The sequence below is a fragment of the Flavimobilis soli genome, from assembly GCF_002564025.1.
Classification (GTDB): Bacteria; Actinomycetota; Actinomycetes; order Actinomycetales; family Cellulomonadaceae; genus Flavimobilis; species Flavimobilis soli.
On sequence record NZ_PDJH01000001.1, the window covers coordinates 880,290 to 901,837 of the forward strand.

Annotated in this window: 19 protein-coding genes; 8 read left to right on the forward strand and 11 right to left on the reverse strand. The window is 72.7% G+C overall.

Annotated features, from left to right (window positions below; translation table 11 throughout):
- The first annotated feature begins 26 nt into the window (after window positions 1-26).
- The 6 genes from efeU (at window position 27) to ATL41_RS04090 (ending at window position 7,027) form a co-directional block, all read left to right on the forward strand.
- Window positions 27-872: an iron uptake transporter permease EfeU gene (gene efeU / locus ATL41_RS04065; protein WP_098457327.1), complete on the forward strand. Its 846-nt coding sequence runs from the start codon at window positions 27-29 to the stop codon at window positions 870-872.
- A gap of 166 nt (window positions 873-1,038) precedes the next feature.
- The gene (efeO, locus tag ATL41_RS04070; protein WP_098457328.1) at window positions 1,039-2,265 is read left to right on the forward strand and encodes an iron uptake system protein EfeO; all 1,227 of its coding nucleotides are present in this window, start codon (window positions 1,039-1,041) and stop codon (window positions 2,263-2,265) included.
- A 25-nt stretch (window positions 2,266-2,290) separates the two neighbouring features.
- Entirely contained in the window at window positions 2,291-3,631 is a 1,341-nt protein-coding gene (gene efeB, locus ATL41_RS04075) for an iron uptake transporter deferrochelatase/peroxidase subunit (protein WP_098457329.1), read from the forward strand.
- 124 nt (window positions 3,632-3,755) lie between these two features.
- Window positions 3,756-5,774, forward strand: a complete 2,019-nt coding sequence (locus ATL41_RS04080) for an endonuclease/exonuclease/phosphatase family protein (RefSeq protein WP_098457330.1) — start codon at window positions 3,756-3,758, stop codon at window positions 5,772-5,774.
- A 4-nt stretch (window positions 5,775-5,778) separates the two neighbouring features.
- Complete coding sequence (locus ATL41_RS04085; RefSeq protein ID WP_098457331.1) at window positions 5,779-6,282, forward strand: hypothetical protein; 504 nt, start codon at window positions 5,779-5,781, stop codon at window positions 6,280-6,282.
- Window positions 6,283-6,352: 70 nt separating this feature from the next.
- Window positions 6,353-7,027, forward strand: a complete 675-nt coding sequence (locus tag ATL41_RS04090; RefSeq protein ID WP_098457332.1) for an HAD hydrolase-like protein — start codon at window positions 6,353-6,355, stop codon at window positions 7,025-7,027.
- A 136-nt stretch (window positions 7,028-7,163) separates the two neighbouring features.
- Here ATL41_RS04090 and ATL41_RS04095 read toward each other — a convergent pair whose 3' ends face one another.
- On the reverse strand, window positions 7,164-8,621 hold the full coding sequence (locus ATL41_RS04095; protein ID WP_098457333.1) for an NAD(P)H-quinone dehydrogenase: 1,458 nt from the start codon (window positions 8,619-8,621) through the stop codon (window positions 7,164-7,166).
- Window positions 8,622-8,700: 79 nt separating this feature from the next.
- Here ATL41_RS04095 and ATL41_RS04100 point away from each other — a divergent pair, with 79 nt between their 5' ends.
- A complete protein-coding gene (locus ATL41_RS04100) occupies window positions 8,701-9,522 on the forward strand; it encodes a purine-nucleoside phosphorylase (RefSeq protein WP_098457334.1) in 822 nt (273 codons plus the stop codon).
- A 3-nt stretch (window positions 9,523-9,525) separates the two neighbouring features.
- On the forward strand, window positions 9,526-11,364 hold the full coding sequence (locus ATL41_RS04105; RefSeq protein ID WP_098457335.1) for a phospho-sugar mutase: 1,839 nt from the start codon (window positions 9,526-9,528) through the stop codon (window positions 11,362-11,364).
- Between the two features lie 142 nt (window positions 11,365-11,506).
- Here the strand turns inward: ATL41_RS04105 and ATL41_RS04110 are convergent, their stop codons facing one another.
- The 10 genes from ATL41_RS04110 to ATL41_RS04155 form a co-directional block, all read right to left on the reverse strand.
- Window positions 11,507-12,262: a siderophore-interacting protein gene (locus ATL41_RS04110; RefSeq protein ID WP_342744416.1), complete on the reverse strand. Its 756-nt coding sequence runs from the start codon at window positions 12,260-12,262 to the stop codon at window positions 11,507-11,509.
- Window positions 12,263-12,313: 51 nt separating this feature from the next.
- Window positions 12,314-13,018, reverse strand: a complete 705-nt coding sequence (gene deoC, locus ATL41_RS04115) for a deoxyribose-phosphate aldolase (RefSeq protein ID WP_098457337.1) — start codon at window positions 13,016-13,018, stop codon at window positions 12,314-12,316.
- A complete protein-coding gene (locus ATL41_RS04120) occupies window positions 13,015-14,154 on the reverse strand; it encodes an adenosine deaminase (protein WP_098457338.1) in 1,140 nt (379 codons plus the stop codon). Before ATL41_RS04120 ends, deoC begins: the two co-directional genes overlap by 4 nt.
- A 143-nt stretch (window positions 14,155-14,297) precedes the next feature.
- Window positions 14,298-14,549 (reverse strand): hypothetical protein, encoded by a 252-nt coding sequence (locus tag ATL41_RS04125; RefSeq protein WP_098457339.1) that lies wholly within the window; start codon window positions 14,547-14,549, stop codon window positions 14,298-14,300.
- Window positions 14,550-14,649: 100 nt separating this feature from the next.
- A complete protein-coding gene (locus ATL41_RS04130) occupies window positions 14,650-15,519 on the reverse strand; it encodes a serine/threonine-protein kinase (RefSeq protein WP_143556565.1) in 870 nt (289 codons plus the stop codon).
- Between the two features lie 179 nt (window positions 15,520-15,698).
- A complete protein-coding gene (locus ATL41_RS04135) occupies window positions 15,699-17,006 on the reverse strand; it encodes a thymidine phosphorylase (RefSeq protein ID WP_098457341.1) in 1,308 nt (435 codons plus the stop codon).
- A complete protein-coding gene (locus tag ATL41_RS04140; protein ID WP_098458916.1) occupies window positions 17,003-17,425 on the reverse strand; it encodes a cytidine deaminase in 423 nt (140 codons plus the stop codon). The genes ATL41_RS04135 and ATL41_RS04140 overlap by 4 nt, the downstream gene beginning before the upstream one ends.
- Window positions 17,426-17,427: 2 nt before the next feature.
- Entirely contained in the window at window positions 17,428-18,723 is a 1,296-nt protein-coding gene (locus ATL41_RS04145) for an ABC transporter permease (RefSeq protein WP_098457342.1), read from the reverse strand.
- A complete protein-coding gene (locus tag ATL41_RS04150) occupies window positions 18,720-19,988 on the reverse strand; it encodes an ABC transporter permease (RefSeq protein WP_098457343.1) in 1,269 nt (422 codons plus the stop codon). Before ATL41_RS04150 ends, ATL41_RS04145 begins: the two co-directional genes overlap by 4 nt.
- Window positions 19,985-21,502, reverse strand: coding sequence for an ABC transporter ATP-binding protein (locus ATL41_RS04155; RefSeq protein ID WP_098457344.1), 1,518 nt, complete (start codon window positions 21,500-21,502; stop codon window positions 19,985-19,987). Before ATL41_RS04155 ends, ATL41_RS04150 begins: the two co-directional genes overlap by 4 nt.
- Between the last annotated feature and the right edge of the window lie 46 nt (window positions 21,503-21,548).

The window sequence follows — 21,548 nt, forward strand, 5'->3', positions numbered from 1 at the left end:
CTACCCACGTCCGAAGGACAGCACCCGTGCTCGCGAACTTCCTCATCGGCCTGCGCGAAGGCCTCGAGGCCGCGCTCGTCGTCAGCATCCTCGTCGCCTACCTGGTCAAGACCGGTCGGCGCGACCTCCTGCCCGCCCTCTGGGCCGGGGTCGGCATCGCGGCTCTCGTCTCGCTCGGCTTCGGTGCGGCGCTCACGTTCGGCCCCAAGGGGCTGAGCTTCGAGGCGCAGGAGGCGATCGGCGGCACCCTCTCGATCGTCGCCGTCGGCCTCATCACCTGGATGATCTTCTGGATGGGCAAGACCGCCCGCCACCTCAAGGCCGACCTGCACCACCGCCTCGACGACGCCGTCGCCGCGGGCAAGGGTGCCGTCGTCGTCATGGCGCTCCTCGCCGTCGGGCGCGAAGGCCTCGAGACGGCCCTCTTCCTCTGGGCCGGCGCGAAGGCGACGGGAGCGAGCACCAGCCCACTCCTCGGCGCGGTCCTCGGCCTCGCGGTCGCGGTCGCGCTCGGCTGGGCCGTCTACCGCGGCGCCGTCCGCCTCGACCTGCGGCTGTTCTTCGCCTGGACCGGAGTCCTCCTGATCGTCATCGCCGCGGGTGTCCTCGCCTACGGCGTCCACGACCTGCAGGAGGCCGGCATCGTCCCCGGCCTGCACACGATCGCGTTCGACGTGTCAGCCCAGGTACCGCCGTCGTCCTGGTACGCGACGCTCCTCAAGGGCGTCTTCAACTTCTCCCCCGTGACGACATGGCTCGAGGCGCTCGCCTGGCTCCTGTTCGTCGTCCCGGTCATGACGCTGTTCGTGCGCAGCGTCTGGTTCACCCCGGCGCCCGCACGCGCTCCGGCGCCCGTCGCAGCCGCAGCCTGACCACCGGCACGAGCCGGCGCACGACCGCCCGGCCGCCAGGCCCGGCCCGTCGACGGAGCTGCTCCGCGCGATCACGCTCGAGCGAGCCCGCCCAGGCCCCAGCACGCACTGCCCACCTGACGCCGCCCGGCGAGACCCGCCGTCCGGCACGACACGAAGGACAGCCATGACCCACCCCACCGGACGCGGCCGAGCCGCCCGCCTCCTCCCCGCGCTCGCCGCCATCGCCCTCGTCCCGTCGCTCGCGGCGTGCGTCGACAACGCCCCGAGCACGGACGCGACCGGCACCGCGGGTGCGCCGTCGTCCCTCACGGTCGACTCCTCCGCGGACGCGTGCACGCTGTCCGCGACCACCGCGCCGTCGGGCAACCTCGTCTTCACCGTGACGAACAGCGGCTCCGACGTGACCGAGTTCTACCTGCTCGCCGACGACGGCCTGCGCATCGTCGCCGAGGTCGAGAACATCGGCCCCGGCCTCTCCCGCGACCTGGTCACGGTCGCGAAGCCGGGCGACTACTTCACCGCCTGCAAGCCCGGCATGGTCGGCGACGGCATCCGCGCGCCGTTCACCGTCACCGACTCGGGCGCCGACGTCGCCCCGACCGGCGAGCTCGCCGAGCAGATCGCCGTCGCGACGACCGGCTACGTCGCCTACATCAAGGACCAGACCGAGCAGCTGCTCAGCGGGACCGAGGCGTTCGTCGACGCCTACAAGGCGGGCGACGACGACGAGGCGCGCACGCTCTACGCCCCGACGCGCGTCCACTGGGAGCGCATCGAGCCCGTCGCCGAGTCGTTCGGCGACCTCGACCCCCGCATGGACCTGCGCGAGGCCGACCTCGCCGACGGCGAGAAGTGGACCGGGTGGCACCTCCTCGAGAAGGACCTGTGGCAGCCCGACGCCGCCGCGAACGGCGGCGAGGAGTACGTCCCGCTCACCGATACCGAGCGCACGAAGCACGCCGACCAGCTCCTCGCCGACACGCAGGAGCTCTTCGACCGGACCCACTCCGACGAGTTCGCCGCAGAGATCACGGCCGACTTCATCGGCAACGGCGCGAAGGGCCTGCTCGACGAGGTCGCGACGGGCAAGGTCACGGGCGAGGAGGAGATCTGGTCGCACACCGACCTGTGGGACTTCCAGGCGAACGTCGACGGCGCGCGGGTCGCGTACGACGGGCTGCGCGACGTCGTCGTCTCCAAGGACGCGACGCTCGCCGAGGACCTCGACGCGCGCTTCACGGAGCTGCAGGGCCTGCTCGACCAGCACCGCGACGGCGACGCCTTCGTCCTGTACACCGAGCTCGACGACGCCCAGGTCAAGGAGCTGTCCGTCGCGGTCGACGCCCTGAGCGAGCCGCTGTCCCGCCTGACGGCCGCGGTCGTCCTGTAGCCCGCCACGCAGCACCGAGGTGACCATGACCGACGACACGGAACCGCAGCCCGAGGGTGAGCCGACGTCGTCCCTGTCCCGGCGAGGCCTGCTCGGCCTCGCCGGGGCAGGGCTCGCAACCGTGGGGCTGGGCGGCCTGGGCGGGTACGCCGTCGCGGGCGGCCGCGCGGCCGGGTCCGCCAGCACGGCGGCCCCCGCGGGACGGACCTACGCGTTCACCGGCGCCCACCAGGCGGGCATCGTCACGCCCGCGCAGGACCGGCTGCACTTCGCCGCGTTCGACGTCACGACGACGAGCCGCACGGCGCTCGAGACGCTCCTGCGCCGTTGGACGTACGCTGCGGACCGCATGGTCCGCGGGCTGCCCGCCGGTGACCTCGGTCCGTCGTCGGGCCCGTACGACGCGCCGCCCGACGACACGGGTGAGGCCGACGGTCTGCCGCCGTCAGGCCTGACGATCACGTTCGGCTTCGGCCCGTCCCTCTTCGTCGACGCCGACGGACGCGACCGCTTCGGCCTCGCCGACCGGCGCCCGGCTCTCCTGAAGGACCTGCCGCACTTCCCCGGCGACACGCTCGACCCCGCACGCACCGGCGGCGACCTGTGCATCCAGGCGTGCGCCGACGACCCGCAGGTCGCCGTGCACGCCGTGCGCAACCTGTCCCGGCTCGCGTTCGGCACCGCGGCGATCCGCTGGAGCCAGCTCGGGTACGGCCGCACGTCCTCGACGTCGACCGCGCAGACAACGCCGCGCAACCTGTTCGGCTTCAAGGACGGGACCGCGAACATCATGGCCGAGGATACGGCCGAGCTCGACACGCACGTGTGGGTCTCCCCCGACGACGACCCCGCCGCGTCGTGGCTCGCCGGCGGCTCGTACCTCGTCGCCCGCCGCATCCGGATGACGATCGAGACGTGGGACCGGGCACCGCTGCGCGAGCAGGAGACGCTCGTCGGCCGCACGAAGGGCTCGGGCGCGCCCCTCTCGGGCGGTGAGGAGCACACAGACCCCGACTTCACGATGACCGGCCGCGGCGGGGCGCCGCTGATCGATCCCGCGTCGCACGTCGCGATGGCGCACCCGCGCAACAACGGCGGGGTGCGCATGCTGCGCCGCGGCTACAACTACACGGACGGCTCCGACGGCCTCGGGCGCCTCGACGCCGGGCTGTTCTTCATCGCGTTCGTGCGCGACCCCGCGACGCAGTACGTGCCGATGCAGACGGCGATGGCACGCGGGGACCTGCTCTCCGAGTACCTGCGGCACACGGGCTCGGGCCTGTTCGCCGTCCCGCCGGGCGTGCCCGACGGAGCCCGGCTGTCCCCGACCGACGGCGCTTTCGTCGGGGAGCAGCTCTTCGCCTGAGGGCGGGGCGAAGCGTGTCCTGCGATGCGCCCCTGACCGGCACGGACGTGGGCACGGGGACGCGTCGACGCTGGACCACCGCACCGCGCGGGTCAGCGGCACTGCCGCGGGTACGCTCGCGCTCATGACCTTCCCGCGCAAGGCCGCCGCCTCCTTCACCCTGCTTGCCCTCGTCGCGGCGATCGCCGTCGAGCTGGTCCGTGCGACCGGCCCGATGTTCGACCGCGCGTTCAGCGCGGGCATCGTCGTCGTCGCCCTCACGGCGCTCGGCACGTACGTCGCGCCGGGCCTCGTCGCGGCCCTCCTCGTCCGCGGCCGCCCGGTCACCGGGCGGACGGTCCTCGTCGGTGTCGCGCTGCTCGCGGTCGCCCGCGTGGCCGTCCAGGCGACGGGAGGCGTCCCGCGCTACTGGGTGACGCTCGCCGCCGCGGCCCTCGCGATCGGGGTGCTCGTCGTCGCGGTCGTGCGGTCCGTCCGCGTGCTCGGCGCGGCGCCCGCCGCCCTCGCCGTCACGATCGGCGCGGCGCTCGCGACAGGGGTGTCGCTCGTGCTGGGTACGTGGGACGCGATCTGGCGCTCCGGCGCGGGCGGCTGGGTGCCCACGGCGCTGATGCTCGCCGCCGCGGTCGCGTGCGCGTGGGCCGTGCGGGCCGACGACACGACCGGCGCCGCAGACGCGCGTCCCGGCCGCCTCTGGGTGCTCGGCCCGTACCTCGGCGTCACGCTCATGGTCGTCCTCAACCCCGCGTACCTCGCGTCGCAGCTCGGTCTGCCCCTGACGGTCGTCACGATCGCGCTCGGCGCAGGCGGCGTCCTCGCCGCGGCCCTGACGCTGTGGTCGCTCCCGCGCCAGGCGGCGTTCCTCCCGGCCGCGCTGCGCGCGGTCGTCCTCGTCGCCGCGGCGGCGTTCGTGCTCTTCCCGGTCACCGCCGAGGGCGAGGCTGCGGGGACGCTCCTGGCGATCGGCCTCGCGGTCGTCGTCGCGCTGCTCGTCGCCGTGAGCACGACGTCGCTCGCGACCGCGTGGGACGGCGCCGCCCAGGAGCGCGGCCCGCGCCGTGCGGGCGCCGCCCTCGCCGGCACCGCGAGCGCGGTCGGGCTCGGCATCATCCTTCCGCTCCTCGTGTACCAGGTGGACTACGACGTCCCGCTCGGCTTCCCGAACGCTCTTGTGATCCTCGCTGCGGTGGTCGTCGTCGCGCTCGGCGGGCTGCGTCGCGGCACGCGGCCCGCCGGCGTCCCGGCACACGCTGCCGGCGACCCGGCCCACGCCGTCGACGGCCCCGCGGAGCCAGCGGGCACCCGCTCGGCGTGGCTGCCCGCGGTCCCCGTGCTCGCCGTCGCAGCAGCGCTCGTCCTCGCGGGTGCCGTCGTCAACCGCGTGCAGGTCGAGCAGCCGGCACGCGTCGCGGGCGGCGCGCCTGACGCACCGATCACCGTGCTCGACTGGAACCTGCACTACGGGGTCACGCAGGAGCCCGGCTTCGACCTCGGCCGCATGGCCGACGTCATCAACGCGTCAGGCGCCCAGGTCGTCGCGCTCCAAGAGGTCTCGCGCGGGTGGATCATGGGCGGCGGCGCCGACATGCTGACCTACCTCGAGCGCGCGACGGGCATGCGCGCCGTCGCCGCGCCCGCCGCGGACCGCCAGTTCGTCAACGCGCTGCTCGTCTCGCCGTCGGTCGGCGAGCCGCAGGACGTCGTCCGAACGCGCCTGCCCTACGGCGACGGGCCGCAGCAGCGCTCCGCGATCACGGCGACCGTGCGCAACGACGCGGGCACGCCGTTCGTCGTGACGAGCGCGCACCTGCAGCACCGTGACGAGAACACCCCGACGCGGCTGCAGCAGCTCGACGTGCTCATGTCCGCGGACATCGCGTCCTCCCCTGCGGCCGTGCTCGCCGGTGACTTCAACTCCGAGCCTGGCTGGGCCGAGATCGACTACGTCCAGGCGGCGGGCTACGTCTCGGCCCAGGACACCGCCGGCGACCCGAGCCACCTGACGTTCCCGGCGTGGGAGCCCGAGGTCCGCATCGACTGGGTGTTCGGCAAGGGTGTGACGTTCTCCGACGTGCAGGTCCTCCCGGACGGCGGGTCCGACCACCGCGGGATCCTCGCGACCGTGCATCCCGTGGTGGACTAGGACCATGAAGGTCGCCGCGTCGCTGCCCGAGCTGCTGCACCTCGCCTCGCAGGGTGAGGGGCTGCCGCCGTTCGTGCGGTCGGCCGGGCTCTTCGGCTCGCTCCTGCGGGCCGAGGTCGACGTCCAGGACCTTCCCGGGCTCGCGGGAGCGGCCCGGCTCGCCGCGCGCGCCGTGGGCACCGTCCACCTGGACGTCGCCCTCGCGGGCTACCGCGACGGCGTCGCGCACCTCGCGGTCGAGGCCCATGCGCGCTCGGTCCCGGCGCACCGCCTCGCAGCGCTCTTCACGGGTCCGCTCGACACAGCCCTGTCGCGCGCCCTCGCCGAGCGCGGGCTGCCGCCCGGGCTGACGTCGGTCGGCGAGTCGGACGGCGTGCTCACCGTCGCGGTGCGGCTCCAGGACGGGCTCGACGCGGCGCCCGTGCCGCCGTTCCTGCGCGGCGCTGTGGTCGAGGACGTCGCCCTCGTGGACTCTCAGGTCGTCCTGCACCTGTCGCTGCCCGCCTGACGAGCACCTGCGTCAGGCCGCCTGCCGGCCGCGCTCACCCCGCCGCCGCGACCTCTGGGACGATGGAGCCGTGCGACACGACCTCGTCCTTCTCGACCTCGACGGCACCCTCATGGACTCGGCGAGCGGCATCCTCTCGTCGATCCGCCACACGTACGCGACGCTCGGCGTGCCCGAGCCGTCCGCGGAGGAGCTGCGCCGCTTCGTCGGCCCGCCCATCACCGAGAGCTTTCTCGCGCACGGCTTCACGCCCGAGACGCTCCCCGAGGCGATGCGCGTCTACCGTGCCGACTTCGCGGCGCGCGGGATGTACGACAACCGCGTGTTCGACGGCGTCGAGGACCTCCTCGCGGCGCTCGTCGCGGCGGGCGTGACGCTCGCCGTCGCGACCTCGAAGCCCGAGGTCTACGCGCGCGAGCTCACGAAGGAGTTCGGCCTCGACCCGTACCTCGCGGGCACGTACGGCGCGAGCCTCGACGAGCACTCGCGCGCGTCGAAGGCCGCCGTCATCACGTACGCGCTCCTCGAGCTCGAGGAGACCGCGTTCGCCGAGCGCGGCCTACCGGCGCGCGACCGGATCGTCATGGTCGGCGACCGGTCGCACGACGTCGACGGCGCACGGCTCAACGGGCTCGGCTGCATCGGCGTCGCGTGGGGCTACGCGGACGAGGGCGAGCTCGCCGCGCACGGCGCGCACACCGTCGTCGACACGCCGCACGACCTCGCGGACCTGCTCCTCGGCTGAGACGCCGAGGGCCGCGTCAGAGGGCTGCGGCCGGAGACCTTCCCGGCCCTGCACGTGCCCGGACGACGGCCCGCCTGGGCGAAATGACGCGGCCGGGGCACGGCCGGACCCTGAGCTGTCCGGCCGACGTGCGAGCTCAGTCGAGCCGGCGGTGGTGCCCCATGCGAGCGACCTCGCCGATCGAGCCCGTGAGCGACGGGTAGATCGTGAACGCCTCCGCGACGTCGTCGACCGTGAGGCGGTGCTGGACGGCGAGCGTGATCGGGAAGATCAGCTCGCTCGCGCGAGGCGCGACGACGACGCCGCCCAGGACGACGCCGGCGTCCGGGTGGAAGAACAGCTTGACGAAGCCGTGACGCATGCCCAGCATCTTGGCGCGCGCGTTGCGGGCGAGCGGCAGCATCGTCACCGAGTACTTGGACTTCTGCGCCTGGAGCGCCACCTCCGAGTACCCGACCGTCGCGATCTCCGGCGTCGTGAAGATGTTCGCCGCGACCGTGCGCAGGCGGATCGGCACGACCGTGTCACCGAGCACGTGCGACATGGCGATACGCCCCTGCTGCGCCGCGACGGACGCGAGCGGGAAGGTCCCCGTGCAGTCGCCGGCGGCGTAGATGCCGCGGACGGTCGTCCGCGAGACGCGGTCGACCTGGATGTGGCCCGACTCGGAGAGCGCGACGCCCGCCTCCTCGAGGCCGATGCCCGCGGTGTTCGGGATCGAGCCGACCGCCATGAGGACGTGCGAGCCCGTCAGCACGCGGCCGTCGGCGAGCGTGACCTCGACGTGCTCGTCGTCGCCCTCGCCCACGACCTGGGCCGCGACCGCGCGCGAGCGCGGCACGAGCTCCATCCCGCGGTCGCGGAACACCTCCTCGATCACGGCGGCGGCGTCGGCGTCCTCGTTCGGCAGGACGTGGTCACGGCTCGACACGAGCACGACCGGCACGCCGAGCGCGTTGTACGCGCCCGCGAACTCGGCGCCCGTGACGCCCGAGCCGACGACGATGAGCTTCTCCGGCAGGACGTCGAGGTCGTAGAGCTGGGTCCACGTCAGGATGCGGCGGCCGTCGGGCTTCGCGGCGTCGAGCTCGCGCGGCGTCGCGCCCGTCGCGACGAGGACGGCGTCGCAGTCGATCGCCGTCTCCGAGCCGTCCGCACCCGCCACGACGACGCGCGACGACGACTCGACGCGGCCCGTGCCGTCGATGACGCGCACGCCCTCGCGCTCGAGGCGCGTGCGGATGTCCTGCGACTGCGCCTGGGCGAGCCCGCGCACGCGTGCGTTGACGACACCGAGGTCGACGGCGAGGGGCGCGGTGCCACCCTGACCGGGGAACTCGCCGTTCGACAGCGTGATGCCGAGCTCCGAGGCGCGCTCCGCGATCGTCATCCAGTCGGCGGTCGCGATGAGGGTCTTCGACGGGACGACGTCCGTGAGGACCGCCGCACCGCCGAGACCACGCCGCTCGACGACGACGACCTCGGCGCCGAGCCGCCGTGCGACGAGCGCTGCCTCGTAGCCGCCGGGTCCACCCCCGACGATGACGATCGTGGTGGCCTGGAGGTCGCGTGACTGAGTTTCCACGGTGACCATCGTGCCACCATGCGGACACCGGCACGATCAGGGACGGCCACGGGACGGGTGTGACGTGCGCGGTCGGTAAACTTCGCGCATGACGGAACTCGACGCCCCTGGCACCAACCCCTTCGACGTCGCCCGCGAGGCGGCAGCCCACATCGCCGAGGCGACCGGTGTCGCCAAGCACGACGTGGCCCTCGTCCTCGGCTCCGGCTGGGGCGGCGCTGCCGACCTGCTGGGCGAGACGGTCGCCGAGATCCCCAGCCACGAGATCCCTGGATTCTCCGCCCCCGCCGTTGCCGGACACGTCGCGACGACGCGCTCGATCCGCATCAACGGCTCCGACAAGCACGCGCTCGTCCTCGGCTCGCGCACCCACCTCTACGAGGGCAAGGGTGTGCGTCGCGTCGTCCACGGCGTGCGTACCGCCGCCGCGACGGGTGCGAAGGCCGTGATCCTCACGAACGGCTGCGGAGGCCTCAACCTCGACTGGGCGCCCGGCTCGCCGGTGCTGATCAGCGACCACATCAACCTCACCGCGACGTCGCCGCTCGAGGGCGCGACGTTCGTCGACCTGACCGACCTGTACTCGTCACGTCTGCGCGACCTCGCCCGCGAGGTCGACCCCGAGCTCCCCGAGGGCGTCTACGCGCAGTTCCGCGGCCCGCACTACGAGACCCCGGCCGAGGTCCGCATGGCCGGCCGCATGGGCGCCGACCTCGTCGGCATGTCCACGACGCTCGAGGCGATCGCCGCGCGTCACGCGGGACTCGAGGTGCTCGGCATCTCGCTCGTGACCAACCTGGCCGCGGGCATCTCCCCCGTCCCGCTCTCCCACGAAGAGGTCATCGAGGCGGGTCAGGCGGCGGGCCCGCGCATCAGCGCGCTCCTCGCCAAGATCGTCGAGAGGATCTGACCCATGTCCACGCAGGACTCGCTCGTCCCCGAGCTGTCGGACGAGCTGCGCGCCCAGGTCGAGGCGTGGATCGTCGACGACCCGGACGAGGCCACGAAGTACGAGCTGCAGGACCTGCTCGACGTCGCTTCAGGCCGTGAGCCGAGCAGCGGTCCGGTCGAGGACCCGGCTGCCGCCCGGGCGGCGGCCGTCGCCGAGATCCAGGACGCGTTCTCGGGTCTGCTGCAGTTCGGCACGGCCGGCCTGCGCGGCCGCATGGCGGCCGGCCCGAACCGCATGAACCGAGCCGTCGTCATCCGCGCGGCCGCGGGTCTCGCGGCCTACCTCCTCGAGGCGCGCGCCGCCGTCGGCGACGGCGGCCGCCCGTCGATCGTGATCGGCTACGACGCCCGCTACAACTCCGCGACCTTCGCGCAGGACACGGCGGCCGTCATGACGGCCGCGGGCGTCGACGCGCACCTGTTCCCGGGCCACTGCCCGACGCCGGTCGTCGCGTTCGCGGTGCGTCACCTCGGCGTGGACGCGGGTGTCGTCGTCACGGCGAGCCACAACCCGCCGCAGGACAACGGCTACAAGGTCTACCTCGGCGGCGCCCTCGTCACCGACGAGGGACAGGGCGCCCAGATCGTCCCGCCGTACGACGGCCTCATCGCCGCGAAGATCGCGGCCGTGCCGTCGGTCGCCTCGGTCGCCCGCGCCCACTCGGGCTGGCAGACCGTGAGCGACGACGTCGCCGAGACGTACCGCGCGACAGTGTCCCGCAACGCCCTGCCCGTCGGTCCCGAGGCGCCGCGCGACCTTCGCGTCGTCTACACGCCGATGCACGGCGTCGGCGCGAAGACCGCCGAGGCGGTCCTCGCCGCGGCCGGGTACACGGACGTGCACGCCGTCCCCGAGCAGGTCGAGCCTGACCCGGACTTCCCGACGGTCGACTTCCCGAACCCCGAGGAGCCCGGCGCGATCGACCTGGCCCTCGCCCACGCACGACGCGTCGGTGCGGACCTCGTCATCGCGAACGACCCGGACGCCGACCGCTGCGCCGCCGCGGTCTACGACCCGCGCTGGGAGCGTGAGGCAGACGGCGACACCCCGGCTCGTGACGGCTGGCGCATGCTGCACGGCGACGAGGTCGGCGCACTGCTGGGCTACACGGTCGCGGAGCGCGCGGCGCGTCAGCGCATCGCGCCGGGGACGCTGCGCCTCGCCAACTCGATCGTGTCGTCGCGCCTGCTGGGTCGCATCGCGGCGCACCACCACCTCGAGTACTCGGCGACGCTCACGGGCTTCAAGTGGATCTCCCGCGCGAAGGGCCTCGTGTTCGGCTACGAGGAGGCGCTCGGCTACTGCGTCGACCCGGCCCAGGTGCGGGACAAGGACGGCATCAGCGCGGCGCTCATGCTCGTGCAGATCGCCGACGGCCTCAAGGCCCAGGGGCGCACGCTCGTCGACCTGCTCGACGACCTCGCGCGCCAGCACGGCCTGCACCTGACGGACCAGCTCTCGGCCCGGTTCACGGACCTGTCGCAGATCCCGGCCACGATGGAGCGCTTGCGCTCCAACCCGCCGTCGACCCTCGTGGGTTCGCCCGTCCTGAGCGTCGACGACCTCGCCGACGGCGTCGACGGGCTCCCGCCGACCGACGGTCTGCGGCTGCTCATGCAGGACGGCTCGCGCGTCATCGTCCGCCCGTCCGGCACCGAGCCGAAGGTCAAGTGCTACCTCGAGGTCGTGTTCCCGGTCGAGATGGACGCGTCGTTCGACATGATCACGCGTGCTCGCGCCGAGGCGCGCGAGCACCTCGAGAGCATCAAGGCGGAGATGCGCACGGCCCTCGGCCTCTGAGCCGACCCGCTCCCGACAGACAGATCGCCCGGGTGCACACGTCACGTGTGCACCCGGGCGATCTGTCGTATCCGGAGGCGGGCTGAGCGCGCCTCCGGGGGCGGGGCGCCCCAGGGGGCGGGGCCTCAGGGGGCGGCGCACCTCAGGCGAGCGCTGCGTCGTCCTGCGCGACGGCGGCCTTCCAGTCGGCCTTCTCCGCGCGCCACGCCTCGTCGGCGCGGCCCAGGCGCCAGTAGCCCGACGCCGACAGGTCTTCGCGCGCGACACCGCGCTCCCCGCGCAGGTGCCGCCGCACCTCGCGGACCATGCCGGCCTCGCCGTGCACGAACGCCTGCAGACGCCCGGACGGCAGCCGCGCGCGGCGCACGGCATCGATCAGCGCTGCACCGAACGACTCGCCGCGCACGACCCAGGTGAGCTGCGCGCCGTCCGGCACCGGGAGCTCCTGCCGCTCGAGCGCGTCCGCGACCTCGACGAACGCGAAGGCCCGCACCCCGGCCGGCAGCTTCTCGAGCGCGACCGCGATCGCTGGGAGCGCCGACTCGTCGCCGACGAGCACGGTCGCGTCGCACGCAGGATCAGGGAGGAAGTCGCCGCCCTGCCCGCGCAGGACGACCGGGTCGCCGGGACGCGCGTCGCGCGCCCACGGTCCCACGAGACCGTCGTCGCCGTGGACGACGACGTCGAGCGTCACCTCGTGGCGCTCAGAGTCCCAGCGGCGCACCGTGTACGAGCGCGCGGCGCTGCGACCCTCGCGCCCCTCGGAGGACGTGTGCCCCTCCGCGGGCACCTCGACCTTGACGTAGTGGTCGGTCCACGGAAGGTCGACGAAGTCGACCAGGCTGCTGCCACCGAGCACGAGGCGGACGAGGTGCGGCGTCACTCGCGTGGAGGACACCACCACCGCCTCGTGCTCGGCACGCACCCGCGTGGGGGCGGCAGACGTCACTCAGTAACCGCCCGAACCGTCGCCCGCAGCGTCGGCAGCGGACTGCCCCGCCGCGACGCCGTCGAGCACGGCAGCCGTTCCCGAGAGGCCCAGGCGCGTCGCGCCGGCCTCGATCATCGCGAGCGCCGTCGCGCCGTCGCGGATCGCGCCGGAGGCCTTGACCCCGAGGCGGCCGCCGACCGTCTCCGCCATGAGCCTGACGGCGCGGACGGACGCGCCGCCCGCCGGGTGGAAGCCCGTCGACGTCTTGACGAAGTCCGCGCCCGCGGCCTCGGCCGCGCGGCACGTGCCGACGATCTCCTCGTCCGTCAGCGCGGCCGACTCGATGATGACCTTGAGCACCTTGCCGGCGGGAACAGCGGCACGCACCGCGGCGATGTCGGCCTGGACCGCGGCGAAGTCGCCGGTCTTGGCGACGCCGACGTCGATGACCATGTCGACCTCGTCAGCACCGTCAGCGATCGAGCGCGCTGCCTCGGCGGCCTTGACCTCGCTGTGGTGCTTGCCCGACGGGAAGCCGCACACGGTCGCGACCTTGAGGCCCTTGGCGTCGATCGGGAGCATCGACGGCGAGACGCACACCGAGAACACGCCGAGACGCACGCCCTCGTCGACGAGAGCGGCGACGTCGGCCGCGGTGGCCTCCGGCTTGAGCAGGGTGTGGTCGACGATCGCGGCGACCTCGGCGGGGGTGGTGGTGCTCATAGGGACTTGCGCTCCTCACGGACGACGGTGGCGCGCGGAAGGACGAGCTTCTCGACGAGCTCCTGGCGCTCGTCGAAGCCGATGAAGGCGTTCCACGCCGCCGTCAACGTTACGGCAAGGAAGTCGTCGAGGATCCAGTCCGCCTCGGTCGCGAGAAGGTGCATCTCACGGGTCATCGACGTGCCCGACATGAGGCGGTTGTCGGTGTTCACGGTGACCGCGAAGCCGAGGTTCTTGAGCAGCGAGATGGGGTGCTCGCGCACGCTCACCGCGGTCGCCGTCTGGACGTTCGACGACGGGCACAGCTCGAGCGCGATGCGTCGGTCGCGGACCCAGGCGGCGACGGGGCCGACGACGAGCTCGCTCAAGTCGGCCTTGCCACGCTTGCGCATGGCCTCCTCGGTGCCCTGGATGTCCTCGACGATGCGCGCACCGTGGCCGAGGCGCACCGCGTGGCCTGCGGTGAGCGCGTCCTCGATCGACGCGACGCCGTCCGCCTCGCCGGCGTGGACGGTGGCGGGCACGAGACCCTTGTTGAGCATGTCGAACGCGGCCGAGTGGAGCGACGGCAGGAAGCCCTTCTCCGCACCCGCGATGTCGAAGCCGACGACGCCGTGCTTGCCCTTGTTCGCGAGCGTGAGCGCCGCGATCTCCTGGGAGCGGTCCGCGTGGCGCATCGCCGTGACGAGCTGGCGGGCGATGATCTCGCCGCCCGCGTCGCGGACGGTCTGCTCGCCCTGGGCGAGGCCGCGACCGACGGCCTCGACGGCCTCCTGGAGGCTCAGGCCGCCGCGCAGGTGCTGCTCGGGCGCCCACCGCTGCTCGGCGTAGACCACGCCGTCCGCCGCGAGGTCGATCACGGCCTCGCGCGCGACGCGCTCGAGGGACTCGGCCGTCTGCATGACCGCGATCGTGTGGTCGAAGGTCTCGAGGTACTTCACGAGGGACCCCGAGTCGGCCGCGTCCACGAACCACCGGCCGAGGGACTCGGCGTCGTTCGCGGGAAGCTGGTGGCCGATCGGCTCGGCCAGCTCGAGGATGGTCTGCGGTCGCAGGCCGCCGTCCAGGTGGTCGTGCAGGACGACCTTGGGCAGCAGGCGGATCTCGTCGACGGTGGGGACGGGAGGCGTTGTCATGGGTGAAGGATAGCCGTCCGCAGGCGCGGTTCTGCGCGCTTCCGGGGGCGCGTCACGGGTGATTGCGGACAGTTCTCGCGAGTCGTGCGCCACGCGTGGCACGAGCGCCTCGCGCTCGTGCCACGCGTGCGGTCGTGCGTGGTCTAGAGGACCTCGTCGGGGTCCTCGTCGTCGCCCTCGAGCGGGCCGTCGCCGAGGTCGACGACGATCGCCTGGTCGGCGACGTCGGCCTCCGACGCCGTGCCTTCGACATCGGCTCTCGGGACGCCGGGACGGTAGTCCTCGCCCTCCTCCTCCGGGGTGTCACTGGTGCGCAGGAGGTCGACGATCGCGCCCGGTTCAGGCCCGTCCAGCCCGGCGTCCTGCCAGGCGTCCTCGCCAGGAAGCGTGCTCATGGCCCTGCTCCTCTCCTCGGGAAACGGTGCACTCCCATCGTGCCCCGCGCGCCGCGGCGCCGCCACCGCCCCGCCTCCGCCGGTGCGCTGTCGCGCGAGGTCAGCGCGGCAGGAGGACCCACGCGGGGACGGACCAGCCGCCGAGAGCGGGTTTGCGGCCCGGGGTCGCAAGCTGGTCGCTCCGTAGCTCGAGCACCTCGCCGCGCGAGGGCTCGAACACGTGCCAGCCGGACGCCGTCGCGCGGGTGACGAGGACGACGTGGCGCGGGACGGCGGTCGCGAGGCCGGTGCGCAGCGTGCCGCCCGAGAAGAGCGGCACCGGCACGCCCGCGCGCAGCGCGGTGTCGACCGCCGCGACCGCGCGTTCACGGCGCGCCGGGGTCGCGACGTCGACGACGGCGTGGCCATAGGTGACGTCGGCGTACCGGGCGGCCTTCGCAGCGCCCCAGGGAGGGGTGCCGAAGCGGTCGGGCCAGCGCAGGCCCAGGAGGGCGTTCTCGCCGGTTCGGCGCTTGAGCGCGCGCTGGAGCGCCACGAACCTCGTGTCGCCCGGGCGCGCGGCGCGCTCGGCTGCGACGAGCTCGGGCGGTGGTGCGTCGCCGAGGGTCCGACCGGTCTCGAGCCAGACGGCGAGGACGGGGTCGCCTGCTGCGGCGAGCTGGGCGAGGACGGTGGACCCGCACGTCGTCGGATCGTGCTGGCGGGCGGGTGCGCCGGCCCAGCGGAGCGGGCCGAGGCCGTCCGGGGTCGCCGGGGCGAGCGGGTCGGCGATCGTGCGCTGCGCCGCGCCGAGGGTCGGCCACGCGGCGCCGAGGGCGGCGAGCGTCGCGCGCGGGTGCCCGCGGCGGCGGGCGCGGTCGAGGACGGCAGCGAGCGGGTCGCGGGCGGCCTCGGGACCGGCGGAGCGGTCGCCTGCGGTCGCGGCGGGGTCGTCATCTGCTGTCGGGGCAGGGCTGTCACCTGCAGTCACGGCAGGGCTGTCACCTGCGGTCGCGGCAGGGCGCCGAGACGGCGGAGCCGGATCGGCGACGGCCGGTAGCCGCCAGGCACCCACGGCGGCGAGGAGGCGTGACAGCGACAGGTCCTCGAGCACCTGTCCTCCTCCCTGCGGGACCTGGGGCGCCCGGTGGGGCGCCCCAGGTCTACGGGTCAGAACCCGCTGATGCGGTCGAGCACCACGTCGCTCGGCGTGAACCCGGTGCCGGGAGCGGCGATCTCGATGCCACCCTCGAGCGCCTCGATCGCGCGGTCGAAGCGCTCCGGGGTGTCGGTGTGCAGCGTGAGGATCGGCTCACCCTTGCGGACGGTGTCGCCCGGCTTGGCGTGCATCACCACGCCGGCGCCGGCCTGGACCGAGTCCTCGCGGCGGGCACGGCCCGCGCCGAGACGCCACGCCGCGATGCCGACGTCGTAGGCGTCGAGCTTCGTGAGGACGCCGTCCTCCTCGGCGAGCACCTCCTGCGTGTGCGTGGCCCACGGGAGCTCGGCGTGCGGGTCGCCGCCCTGCGCCGAGATCATCGCGTTCCAGCGGTCCATCGCGCGGCCGTCCTGGAGGGCGGCACGGACCTCGTCCTCGCCGACCGGACGGTCGGCAGCCGCGAGCATCTCGACGGCGAGCGCGACGGTGAGGTCGACCACGTCCGACGGGCCACCGCCGGCGAGCACCTCGACCGACTCACGGACCTCGAGCGCGTTGCCCGCGGTCAGGCCGAGCGGCGTCGACATGTCGGTCAGCAGCGCAACCGTGCGGACGCCTGCGTCGGTGCCGAGGTCGACCATGGTGCGAGCGAGCTCGCGCGCACGGTCGATGTCCTTCATGAACGCGCCGGAGCCGACCTTGACGTCGAGGACGAGCGCGCCCGTCCCCTCCGCGATCTTCTTGCTCATGATCGAGCTCGCGATGAGCGGGATCGCCTCGACCGTGCCGGTGACGTCACGCAGCGCGTAGAGCTTGCGGTCGGCCGGGGCGAGGCCGGACCCCGCCTGGCAGATGACGGCGCCGACGTCGTCGAGCTGGGCGAGCATCGCCTCGTTCGACATCGCTGCCTGCCACCCGGGGATGGACTCGAGCTTGTCGAGCGTGCCGCCCGTGTGGCCGAGACCGCGGCCCGAGAGCTGCGGGACGGCGACGTCGAACACCGCGACGAGCGGGGCGAGCGGCAGCGTGATCTTGTCGCCGACGCCGCCGGTCGAGTGCTTGTCCGACGTCGGGTTGCGCAGGGACGAGAAGTCCATGCGCTCGCCCGAGGCGATCATCGCGTTCGTCCAGCGGGCGATCTCGGCTCGGTTCATGCCGTTGAGCAGGATCGCCATGTTGAGGGCGGACATCTGCTCCTCGGCGACGACGCCGCGCGTGTAGGCGTCGATCACCCAGTCGATCTGCTCGTCCGTGAGGACGTGCCCGTCACGCTTCGCGATGATGACGTCGACCGCTGCGAACTTCTCGGTACCGCTCATGACTTGCTCTTCTCTGCATACTCGGTGAGGTCGTCCGGCCCGAAGGCGTCCGGCAGGACCTCGCTCATGGGCTTGATGCCGCTCACGGAGTCGACGAGCAGCCGCGCCCCGCCGTGCTCCCAGAGAAGCTGGCGGCAGCGGCCGCATGGCATGAGCGTGTTGCCCTGCCCGTCGACGCACGTGAACGCGACGAGGCGCCCTCCCCCGCTCGCGTGGAGCTGGGAGACGAGGCCGCACTCGGCGCACAGGCCCACCGGGTAGGAGGCGTTCTCGACGTTGCACCCGACGACGATCCGACCGTCGTCCACGAGGGCGGCGACGCCCACGGGGAACTTCGAGTACGGCACGTACGCGCGGGTCATGACGTCGCGGGCGGCAGCCCGCAGCGCCTCCCAGTCGATCTCAGGCTGGTTCGTCATCGTCACTCCTTGACGTAGGGCTCGCCCGAGGCGGCCGGGCCGCGGGACTGCCCGACGAGGCCGGCCACGGCGAGCAGCGTGACGACGTACGGGAGCATGAGCATGAACTGGCTCGGCACCGGCGAACCGACGATGCTCATCGCACCGGCGAGCGCCGACGCGAAACCGAACAGGAGCGCCGCGAGGGTCGCCTTGATCGGGTCCCACTTGCCGAAGATGACGGCGGCCAGGGCAATGAAGCCCGCACCTGCGGTCATGTTCTTGCCGAACGAGGACACCGACACGAGCGTGTAGTAGGCGCCACCCATGCCGACGATGCCACCGGCGATCAGGAGGGCGCGGTAGCGCACGCGCTCGACCTTGATGCCCACCGTGTCCGCCGCGAGCGGGTGCTCGCCGACGGCGCGCAGGCGCAGGCCCCAGCGGGTGCGGAACATCGCGAACCAGACGGCCGGGACCGTGAGGTACATGAGGTAGACGATGAGCGACTGGTTGAACAGCGCCGGGCCGATGACCGGGATCTGTCCGAGGACCGGGATCTCGAACGTCGGGAAGCGGGTCGTCTTGTTGTAGAGCGCGGCCTGCGGCACGAGCACCTGCGAGTAGACGAAGCTCGTCACGCCGAGCACCAGCACGTTGAGGACGACACCGACGATGACCTGGTTCACGCGGTACGTGATCGTGAACACGCCCAGGACGAGCGCGACGAGCGCGCCGGCGAGCAGGGCGGCGACGAGGCCGGCCCACGGGCTGCCCGTGATGGTGCCGACGATCGCGGCGACGAAGGCCGACGCGAGCAGCTGCGCCTCGATAGCGATGTTGACGACACCGGCGCGCTCACCGATCGCACCGCCGAGCGCACCGAAGACGAGCGGCACGGCGAGCAGCACGGAGGAGCTGATGAGCCGGACGACCGGGAAGTCGCTCGACGAACCGGCGCCCGCCCAGGCCAGGAACCCGGCCATGAACACGAGCGCGAACACCGCGCCCAGGTACCACGGCGTCTTGCGACCGACGACGTAGAGAGCCCACGAGGCGGCGGCGAGCAGGGCCATGAGGACGACGCACGCCCAGGCGACGGTCATGCCCGGCACGGTGATCGACGGGATCGACACGAAGTCGTCCGGCGAGGAGAAGCGGAACTTGGTGTCACCCTCGCGCGCCGCGAACGCGACGATCGCGAGCAGGACGACGAGGACGGACGTCAGGACGACCGGGAACTTCTTGGAGACGACCTCGACCTTGCGGAGGTTCTCCGAGACCGGGGACTCGTCGGGGATGATCGTGGCGGCGCTCATGCTGCCACCTCCTTGCGGGCACGGCGAGAGGACTTCGTGGCGCCCGGGGCGGGCAGCCTGAAGATCGCTCTGACGAGCGGCGGGGCCGCGATGAACAGGACGATGAGCGACTGGATGACGGTCACGATCTCGATCGGGATGGTCTCGGCGGCCTGCATGGTCGCGCCACCGGCCTTGAAGGCCCCGAAGAGGATGCCGGCGCCCAGGACGCCGAGCGGCGAGGAGCGACCGAGCAGCGCGACCGTGATCGCGTCGAAGCCGATGCCGGCGTCGACGTCGGTGCTGAAGCCGGTGACCGAGGTGCCGAGGACCTGGGTCGCGCCCGCGAGGCCGACGAGGGCACCCGAGACGAGCATGACGTAGAGGGTCGTGCGCGGGACGTCGATACCAGCGACGCGAGCGGCGGACGGGTTCTCACCGACGGCCTTGAACGTGAAGCCGATGCGCGAGCGCTCGAGGAGCCACCACGTGATCGCGACCGCGACGAGCGCGAACACGAAGCCGAGATGGATCGGGAACCCGCCCTGGAAGAGGACCGGCATGACCGCGGTCTCCTTCATCGCGGGCGTCTTCGGGTTGGAGGACCCGGGGGCCTGCAGCAGGCCAGGTGTCGCCAGCAGGAAGAAGAGCAGGTAGTACGCGGTGTGGTTGAGCATGATGGTCGTGATGACCTCGTGCGCGCCCGTGAACGCCTTGAGCGCGCCCGCGATGCCGGCCCAGAGGGCACCCATCGCGAGGCCGACGAGGACCGCGACGACGAGGTGGACGCCGGCGGGCAGGTCGAGCTTGAAGCCGATCCAGCCGGCACCGATGGCCGCGAGGATCATCTGGCCCTGACCACCGATGTTGAACAGGCCGGCACGGAAGCCGACGGCGAGGCCGAGGCCCGCGCCGATGAGCGGCGTCGCGTACTTGAGGGTGACGGTGAGCGGCTTGATCGCGTCCGTCAGGTTGTCAGCCTTGTAGTTCCAGACGCCACCGCGGAAGAGCGCGAGGTAGGCGTCGCGGATCGCGGCCCACGCGGCCTCGAGCATGTCGCCCGGGCGCGAGAAGAAGTACGACGACGTCGAGCGGACGCCCTCGTCGGTCGCGATGATCATGATCGATCCCGCGACGAGCGCGAGGATGACGGCGCCGATCGAGACGCCCCACGATCCGCTGACGATCTCGCGGAACGCCTTCGTCCAGCGCGAGTCAGCGTTCTCGACCTTCTCGGTCGCAGCGGGTGCGCCCTGAGCGGGCTGCGGTGCTTCGGTCGTGCTCATGCGGCTTCGTGCCCTTCTACCGAGATGCCGGCCATCATCAGGCCCAGCACGTCACGCGGGGTGGTCGACGGGACGATCCCGACGATGCGCCCGCGGTACATGACGAGGATCCGGTCGCCGAGCGCGAGCGCCTCGTCGAGCTCGGTGGCCACGACGATGACGGGGATGCCGGCGTCGCGGGTGGCGACGATCCTCTTGTGGATGAACTCGATCGACCCGACGTCGACGCCGCGCGTGGGCTGGCAGGCGACGAACAGGTTGAGGTCGCGCGACAGCTCGCGCGCCAGGACGACCTTCTGCTGGTTTCCGCCGGAGAGGCGGCCAGCCTTGGTCTCGATGCTCTGGGTGCGGATGTCGAACTCCTCGACTCGCTCACGCGCGAAGTCGTCGCGCTCCTTCAGCTGCAGCGAGCCGCCGCGCACGAAGGGCGCGCCGTCGGTGCGGTTGAGGATGAGGTTCTCCGCGACGGAGAAGGAGCCGACGAGACCGTCGTGGCCGCGGTCCTCAGGCACGAAGCCGATGCCGGCGTCGAGGAACTGACGGACGCTGCGCCCGACGAGGTCGGTGCCGTTGAGCTCGATGCGCCCGGCGGCGGGCGTGACGAGGCCGAGGAGCGCGTCAGCGAGCTCCGTCTGGCCGTTGCCCTGGACGCCGGCGACGACGAGGACCTCGCCGCCGCGGACCTGGAACGAGACGTCGTCGACGAGGACGAGGCCGGACTGGTCGCGGATCTCGAGGTTCTCGACGTTGAGGAGCGCGTCGGAGTACTTCGGCGCGTCCTTGTGGACGGTCAGCTCGACCGCGCGGCCGACCATGAGCGAGGCGAGCTCGGCGTCGCTAGAGCCCGGCTTGGCCTCGCCGACGACGGCGCCGCGGCGCATGACCGTGATGCGGTCCGCGACCTCACGGACCTCACGGAGCTTGTGGGTGATGAAGACGATCGCGGCACCCTCGTCCTTGAGCTGCCGCATGATCGCCATCAGCTCGTCGGTCTCCTGCGGCGTGAGCACTGCGGTCGGCTCGTCGAACACGAGCACCTTCGCGTCGCGGGACAGAGCCTTGATGATCTCGACGCGCTGCTGCACGCCGACGGGGAGGTCCTCGACGAGCGCGTCGGGGTCGACGTGGAAGCCGAAGCGGTCGGCGATCTCACGGACCTTGGCACGCGCCTGGTCGAGGTCGAGCCGGCCACCGCTCTTGGTGGGCTCGTGCCCGAGCATGACGTTCTCGGCGACGGTGAAGACGGGGACGAGCATGAAGTGCTGGTGCACCATGCCGATACCGGCGGCCATCGCGTCGCCGGGGCCGGCGAAGCTGACGGGCTGGTCGTCCAGCAGCACCTCGCCCTCGTCGGCGGTATAGAGGCCGTACAGGACGTTCATCAGTGTGGACTTGCCAGCGCCGTTCTCACCGAGGAGGCAGTGGATCTCCCCGGGAGCGACCGTGAGGTCGATGTGGTCGTTGGCGACAAGCGCACCGAAGCGCTTGGTGATGCCGCGCAGCTCGAGCTTCATTGACCGATCTTTCTGGGTGTAGCGAAGTAGTCATGACACGCGTTCT

Bases quoted from the DNA above. Each gene is read 5' to 3' on its own strand.
- ATL41_RS04150 (WP_098457343.1), bottom strand. From the start codon at position 19,988: ATGAGCACGACCGAAGCACCGCAGCCCGCTCAGGGCGCACCCGCTGCG.
- ATL41_RS04125 (WP_098457339.1), bottom strand. From the start codon at position 14,549: ATGAGCACGCTTCCTGGCGAGGACGCCTGGCAGGACGCCGGGCTGGAC.
- ATL41_RS04140 (WP_098458916.1), bottom strand. From the start codon at position 17,425: ATGACGAACCAGCCTGAGATCGACTGGGAGGCGCTGCGGGCTGCCGCC.
- ATL41_RS04135 (WP_098457341.1), bottom strand. From the start codon at position 17,006: ATGAGCGGTACCGAGAAGTTCGCAGCGGTCGACGTCATCATCGCGAAG.
- deoC (WP_098457337.1), bottom strand. From the start codon at position 13,018: ATGAGCACCACCACCCCCGCCGAGGTCGCCGCGATCGTCGACCACACC.
- ATL41_RS04095 (WP_098457333.1), bottom strand. From the start codon at position 8,621: ATGGTCACCGTGGAAACTCAGTCACGCGACCTCCAGGCCACCACGATC.
- ATL41_RS04145 (WP_098457342.1), bottom strand. From the start codon at position 18,723: ATGAGCGCCGCCACGATCATCCCCGACGAGTCCCCGGTCTCGGAGAAC.
- ATL41_RS04105 (WP_098457335.1), top strand. From the start codon at position 9,526: ATGTCCACGCAGGACTCGCTCGTCCCCGAGCTGTCGGACGAGCTGCGC.
- efeO (WP_098457328.1), top strand. From the start codon at position 1,039: ATGACCCACCCCACCGGACGCGGCCGAGCCGCCCGCCTCCTCCCCGCG.
- efeB (WP_098457329.1), top strand. From the start codon at position 2,291: ATGACCGACGACACGGAACCGCAGCCCGAGGGTGAGCCGACGTCGTCC.
- ATL41_RS04080 (WP_098457330.1), top strand. From the start codon at position 3,756: ATGACCTTCCCGCGCAAGGCCGCCGCCTCCTTCACCCTGCTTGCCCTC.
- ATL41_RS04100 (WP_098457334.1), top strand. From the start codon at position 8,701: ATGACGGAACTCGACGCCCCTGGCACCAACCCCTTCGACGTCGCCCGC.
- ATL41_RS04120 (WP_098457338.1), bottom strand. From the start codon at position 14,154: ATGACAACGCCTCCCGTCCCCACCGTCGACGAGATCCGCCTGCTGCCC.
- ATL41_RS04155 (WP_098457344.1), bottom strand. From the start codon at position 21,502: ATGAAGCTCGAGCTGCGCGGCATCACCAAGCGCTTCGGTGCGCTTGTC.
- ATL41_RS04085 (WP_098457331.1), top strand. From the start codon at position 5,779: ATGAAGGTCGCCGCGTCGCTGCCCGAGCTGCTGCACCTCGCCTCGCAG.